Source organism: Staphylococcus sp. HMSC035D11 (genome assembly GCF_001836075.1).
Lineage (GTDB): Bacteria > Bacillota > Bacilli > Staphylococcales > Staphylococcaceae > Staphylococcus > Staphylococcus hominis.
Map to the genome: position 1 here is coordinate 175285 of NZ_KV827241.1, position 6364 is coordinate 181648.

Below are 6364 nucleotides of genomic sequence, written 5' to 3' on the forward strand. Positions count from 1 at the left end.
TTAATTCCTGCGTCTACTGTATTTTTGATTGCGTCGAATAATTTTTCCATGTTTGTTATCTCCTTTGTACTATTTATAATTATCTTTAAATTAGAAACCTAAATATTTACTAACTAAACCTACACCGTTTTCTACGATACCAACAATACTTGTACCTAATTTTGTCCAATCACCATTAATACCTGCAGTTACTGTATCTTTAATTGCGTTAAATAAACCTTCCATTTCATACACTCCTTAGAAATTAATTGGTAAAATTCTAAAACGATAGGTTACTGTATTGCTTGCTTTGTTTTGTTTAACTATCGTTTTGTTATCTTTACTATAAAGGGTTTATTTAGATAGTTGTGTCATTTTCCGTAACTTATACTTAAATCATCAAAACTGTGCAATTTAAAAATTTATATTTACAGTTAGGAATTCAAATATGTCTATCTCGTCAAAGTTTTTTAGATTATAAAAATAAAATAATTAAAAATATTTAATACATAATTATATGATATAATCCAAAAGTGTATATTTTCATTATATTTATTCTAGTAAATTTAATTAAATGGTTATAAGGTGGTGATATTAAAAGTAATTCCTACGTAAAATATGAATAAAAGGACTGTGTTATTAATAATTACTAATTGAGTGAACGAACGGAGAATACATATGAAAAAATATCTAATTTTATTATTTAGTAGTTTTTTAATATTAAGTGCATGTGATAATGATTTTTCTTTAACTGGTGATAATAAAAAAGCACAGAATGATACCAACAATAAAAAAGAGAAAAAAGATAAGCATATTTCAAAATCAGATAAGAATTCTATAGAACATAATGACAAAACTATCCAAAATCAAAATACTGAAAATACAAGTAATGAACAGAAGTCAAACGAAGAAAGAGATTCAAAAGATACCATAGAAGATGTTTCATCTCAAAATAACAATCAAATTGATTTCTCCAATATTAAAGATAGAAGTACATTAGAATCAATTATTTATGGAAATTATAGTGAAGAACAAAAGATACAAGCTTACAATAGTGCAGTTGCAAATGGAATTATTCCACAAGGAAATGTAATGGAAGGTCCTGCTAGTGTAGCGTATCAAAGTTCACTTAGAGTTGAAAATGGTCAAGAAAAATCAATTTATGACCGACCAAATGAGTCAGATGTTTCAGTAGATGATGAAAATGCAACTCCGGATCCTAATGCTGAAATCAATGCAGCAGAAACTGAAGATGAGTATTATGATGCACTCAGAAAAAAATATAATGGCGGTCTTTCATCTGGAGAACTTCAAACAAAACATGCAATTGAGCAAGGTTACTACGAAGGTGATGACGCTGAAGAAGTCTATCAAAACATTAAAGAACAAGAAGCTGACATAGCAGCTGGAAAATGGGATAAATATAATAATTAAATTCTTGAAGCAAGTCATCATAGTGAGTTTAAAATAGATAAGCAAAAACCCCGTGACCACAATGGTTAACGGGGGTTATTAGCGTCCTGGGAGGGAATTATTAACTTTTTATAACGTTTGATAATCTTTTAAAAACCTATAATATCAGTATTTTTATCTAATTCCTTTTCATAGCTTTTAATACAATTTCAAATTATTTTCCCCAAATTTTCCCCAAATAATATTAAATATTTAAATTATGATTCAAAAAGTTACACATACTGAATTTCATTACCTTTAATTACCATAATTGAATTACCAATAAATACATAATTTGTTTCATCATAGACTTTCGACTTATCTATATTATCTACTTTAATACTTGCTACTCTTTCAGAATTTGGATAAGAATATTTACTTCTTTAGTATCAATATATTTATCGTTTTTAAGGTGTAAACATTTTTTGTATTTGAAGTATCTGATTGTATGCAGTCACTATACTAAACATTTTGTAACTTTTTTAATATAGTTATCCCTCTTTTCGTTTTCTCGATGCAACACAGAGCTTCTCTCAGCGTCTTAAAATAATTAATAACTTAATATTTTATATACGTTATACATTTTAAATTAGTAAAATGATAAAATTATTTATATATTCGTTATGGCAAATATGTTATTCAGTTTGAGCCATTACGAGTGTTTGAATATAAAGATATAGAATAAGGAGGAATACATATGACCGAAGTATTAGGATTTAGAGAAAGTATGAGAGAAGCAGATATTAAGTCTAAATTAGATAAAACTGAAAAAGGTTACTGGGATAATTTATCTGTTAGTGAAAAAAGAGAGTACATCGACCTTTATAAGCAAGATAAAGATAAATGTATTTCAACTATTACATCAAAAGTTAAAGAAATTGATCCAACGCATGAAAATGCATTTGTAAAAGCCAATAATGATAAATTAAACAAGTTCTTTAAAACTCAAGGTATTAACGAACCAACTGATACTACTAAAAAAGCATTTAATAAGCAAAAAATAGATGCCAATTTTGATAATTTTTATCACGCTTTTGGAAAAATAACTTTCAACATGGAAAAACAAGCTACATATAATTACTATATGTCTCAACAAAAGCAAAACTTTGTTCAAATTGCGCAACTAGATACTCTTATTAAACAACATAATGATCTATTAAATCAAAATAATAAAGTATTACAACAAAATGATGAAATTATTGAGTTGTTAAAACAAATAGCTAATAAATAAATTAAAGGGAAGCATACATATGAAAAAATTACTAGGAACATTATTTGCAGCTACACTAGTGTTAAGTGCTTGTAGTCAAGATGATACTAAGGAAGATGAAAATAAAAAATCAGAAAGCACTACCGAAAAGAAATCAGAAGATAAAAAAGATAATACCAAGCAGGATAAAAAATCTAAAGAAGAAAAAAAATCTCAAGAAAATGAAGATAATAAGTCTACACAAGAAAATAATTCTACTGAAGAACAAGAAACTGTGACAAATGAACAAGTTCAATCTCAACAGCAAACACAACAACCTGCAACTCAAGAGAAACAGCAAACACGACAAACTAATAACAATCAGCAACAATATAGTGATGAATATTTAGCAAATAATCCTGTTTCTACTGATGGTGATTGGACTCCTGAAATGATTGAAGAAAATGAAAGATTAAATAAACAATATCAAGAAGAAATGGAAGCAAACGCTAAAGTAGCTAAAGAAAATGGGTATACAGGTATTCCTAACGGTGATGTTGGAGGAGTTCCTACTCCTGACAAGTATTATTCTAATGATCAATTAGACCCTGATACAGGATTACCTATGGAAGATGCAGTTCCGCATGATGTTGAATGATTTTTAGGGTAGTCCACCTACCCTTATTATTTTTTTACTTTCTAATGTCAAAAAACGCCACTTTTTAAGTGACGTTAAAAATATATTTAACTTGCTCGCATGCTTATTAATAGCGATATAATTTACTTAGCTCGAAATTGAAGTCCCTGCTTTCAATAAATCATACAATCCATTTGTTGCTAAATCTAAGATTATACTTTGTATATTATTTTTTATCATAGACTTCACTCGCTTTCTATATTTAATCAATTCACATACTATAATTAATGTTAAGATAACGAGACTAATTTCAAGCTGGGTATTTATCAGCTTTTTTAAAGCTTCCCAGCTAAATAAATTATACTATTTATTATAACTCATTAAGTGCAATATTACTATTAATAATTACATAGAAAAACGCCACTTTATGAATGACGTTTTCAATAAATACGTAAATTGCTCGCTTGCTACTTGAATATATATTGATCTTAGAGTTAGTATCTTTATTTTTAAAGTATAATATATGAACTTAGATACTAATATATTAAGTGAGTTTAGAATAAATATAATATTAAAGTATTTACTAAATAAAATCTTCTAATAAAAGATCAAAGTAGGTATAGGGGGCGGTTTTTGCAAGAAAATTCACTTCTATATCTCTGAAATAATTTGGATTATTATGATTGTTTATAGGACTAGAATTATCAGTAAAAACCTGCAATCGACTTTTTTTGATTTTACTTATCATCTTAGATATGTTATCTATATGCATTCTATCTGCATAGTCTATATACCAGTCTTCACTCTTAGTATAATTTTCATCAGGCTTACTTATAAGTACATCACCTTTTAATTGTTTCATATCAAAATAAGGAGAAGTATATCCGTTCTTTCTTTTGTACATACATAAAAAAGTTTCAAATGCTCTACCAGACAATAATATTTTTATATTTTTATTTTTTGAACGAGCTAATCTAATATATTCTCTAGTATTTTCTCTTATTTCTTGGGCTGCTTGTTGATAATTACTTGGACTATTAAAATCTGAATCAAATACAATATAAAATAAGTCATCTTCATTCTTACTAGATTTTATTTGTTTCATAAAATCTTTTTTAGTCACTTTTCCATAATGGATTAAAGAATAACCTTTGCTTATTATTAAACTTCTTAGGACATAGTCAATATAAAATCTTTCATCGATTTTTACTTTATTTCCTTGTTGATCGGCTTCTGGAAAATAAAAATGCATAACTGGATTTATGAATCTCTTTTTACCTTTACTCATTAAAACACTACCTCTGGTACTGCTCCAAGCCTACCCTGATAATATAAATTAAGCCAGTTATGATTATTATATGTAACATCTTTGTACTCACTTAAATGTTTTAATACAGTAGACTCCTTCTCTCTATCTTTTTCTAAAAAGATTATTTGTTCTTTAGAGAAAAGATTTTTATTAAGAAGTAAAGAATTGTGACTAACAATTAAAAATTGCGCTTTTCCAGATTGATTAATAAAATTATTCACTATACCTTCTTGTATTCTATGATGATATGCACTTTCAAACTCATCTACCACAAATAAACCATCTTCCAATAATGCTTCATACATGCTATAAGAATGATTCAAGAATTTTTGTGTACCTCTTGATTCTTCACTAAGCGGCATTCTATATTTCTGCTCATTTACAAAATGAAGAGCATATGTGGTATAACGCTTTTCTGATTTTATTGACTCAATAAGCATTTCTTTAATTTTTTCAGGTGTATCAGAGTTATTCACTGACTCTAATAAGTCAGCTGTTATATCTTCAACTTCTATATCTTTTATTGCAAAATCGAATTTTTTTAAATTTCTTAATACGTATTTTCGATAATCTTTATTTTTATTTATTTCTTGCATAAATTCATCACTTGCATTTCGCTGATTAAAATGAATATTCTTGAAACATTTATCGTGAATTTCACTCATTAATTTATACTCAAAAGTTTCAATTTCTTCTTTAAAATAATTTTTATTTACATCATTTATTACTAAAGAAAGCAAAGACTTAAATGTGATATTATCTTTTTCAACTTTTTTCCTAATTTCATTTATTTCACTTGCGTTATCTGTAACTTCGTCATGCTTTCTTTCAAATAATATTTTTTCCTTTCCAACTTTAGTTTTCATGATTTCACTATATCTTAAATTTTCATATTGAACTGATAAATCTTTATTATTTAAAAATAGTTCATAATTTATAATATAATTTTTTTTAATATTCGAATTATGTTTCATGTTAGTATATAAATCATCATTATGATAACCTTCAACATTTTCAAGAATAAATTCTATTTTAAATCTAGTCGAATTATCTTTTGCAAATTTAAATGGCTTTAACTCTAACATTATATCTTCTTTCTCATCAAACTTATAACTATTATCAATGTGAGCTTTTAAAAATTTTAGGGCTTCAAGTAAATTAGTCTTTCCAGAAGCATTTGCTCCAAAAATAATACCTCCATTTAATATACTTCTTTTAGTAGGACCATTATATTGAAAAATAACATTTTGCTTAAATGCATGGGCTTTACTATTAGAAAAATTAAAATTTAAAGTTACTTGTTCATTTATTGAATAAAAATTTTGAACACTGAATTTCGACAACATAATCATGACCTCCAATTTGATTATATTATATTAATTCACAATTTGGAATAGCACATCTATTTATAAACATAATAATATTATTAATTATACACTGTAATTAGTTTAATTTTTATCTAAAAAATACCACAGTTCGTTTATTTAAATTTATATTTTCAATTTATTAATATTTTAAGAGAATAATGATTCTTAAAATTTAAGTTTCATTGATTACACCATATTGCTAAATAGACAAGCTGGTTAATATGCAACCCTAATTTAGGACTGCACCTGTGTATTAACACATATCTAATTTTGGAATGTGCCTACGTATCGAAGCGCTTACTTTTGTATTTGTAAAAAAGTTTATACGTCACACTTACATTTATTTTTCATCTTAGTATTAACATCAAGACACGAATAAACTCATTTCTAATATCAAAATCAACCTAAATATAATTCCTTAATTTTTTTCT

6 protein-coding genes are annotated in these 6364 nt (G+C 26.4%); 3 read left to right on the forward strand and 3 right to left on the reverse strand.

What is annotated here, in order from left to right:
• Positions 1-90: 90 nt before the first annotated feature.
• Positions 91-225, reverse strand: coding sequence for a beta-class phenol-soluble modulin (locus HMPREF2647_RS06310; protein ID WP_017174531.1), 135 nt, complete (start codon positions 223-225; stop codon positions 91-93).
• A 432-nt stretch (positions 226-657) separates the two neighbouring features.
• Here HMPREF2647_RS06310 and HMPREF2647_RS06315 point away from each other — a divergent pair, with 432 nt between their 5' ends.
• The 3 genes from HMPREF2647_RS06315 (at position 658) to HMPREF2647_RS06325 (ending at position 3278) form a co-directional block, all read left to right on the forward strand.
• Positions 658-1413, forward strand: a complete 756-nt coding sequence (locus HMPREF2647_RS06315) for a hypothetical protein (protein ID WP_070492260.1) — start codon at positions 658-660, stop codon at positions 1411-1413.
• Between the two features lie 715 nt (positions 1414-2128).
• Positions 2129-2662 carry a hypothetical protein gene (locus HMPREF2647_RS11355; protein WP_070859732.1) on the forward strand — a complete coding sequence of 178 codons (534 nt, stop codon included), beginning with the start codon at positions 2129-2131 and terminating at the stop codon, positions 2660-2662.
• 19 nt (positions 2663-2681) lie between these two features.
• A complete protein-coding gene (locus HMPREF2647_RS06325; RefSeq protein ID WP_070859734.1) occupies positions 2682-3278 on the forward strand; it encodes a hypothetical protein in 597 nt (198 codons plus the stop codon).
• 562 nt (positions 3279-3840) lie between these two features.
• Here HMPREF2647_RS06325 and HMPREF2647_RS06330 read toward each other — a convergent pair.
• On the reverse strand, positions 3841-4545 hold the full coding sequence (locus HMPREF2647_RS06330; protein ID WP_070859736.1) for a hypothetical protein: 705 nt from the start codon (positions 4543-4545) through the stop codon (positions 3841-3843).
• Complete coding sequence (locus HMPREF2647_RS06335) at positions 4545-5918, reverse strand: AAA family ATPase (protein ID WP_083319021.1); 1374 nt, start codon at positions 5916-5918, stop codon at positions 4545-4547. The genes HMPREF2647_RS06330 and HMPREF2647_RS06335 overlap by 1 nt, the downstream gene beginning before the upstream one ends.
• Between the last annotated feature and the right edge of the window lie 446 nt (positions 5919-6364).

Coding starts and splice junctions, on each gene's coding strand:
- HMPREF2647_RS06325 (WP_070859734.1), top strand. CDS start 2,682: ATGAAAAAATTACTAGGAACATTATTTGCAGCTACACTAGTGTTAAGT.
- HMPREF2647_RS06330 (WP_070859736.1), bottom strand. CDS start 4,545: ATGAGTAAAGGTAAAAAGAGATTCATAAATCCAGTTATGCATTTTTAT.
- HMPREF2647_RS11355 (WP_070859732.1), top strand. CDS start 2,129: ATGACCGAAGTATTAGGATTTAGAGAAAGTATGAGAGAAGCAGATATT.
- HMPREF2647_RS06315 (WP_070492260.1), top strand. CDS start 658: ATGAAAAAATATCTAATTTTATTATTTAGTAGTTTTTTAATATTAAGT.
- HMPREF2647_RS06310 (WP_017174531.1), bottom strand. CDS start 225: ATGGAAGGTTTATTTAACGCAATTAAAGATACAGTAACTGCAGGTATT.
- HMPREF2647_RS06335 (WP_083319021.1), bottom strand. CDS start 5,918: ATGATTATGTTGTCGAAATTCAGTGTTCAAAATTTTTATTCAATAAAT.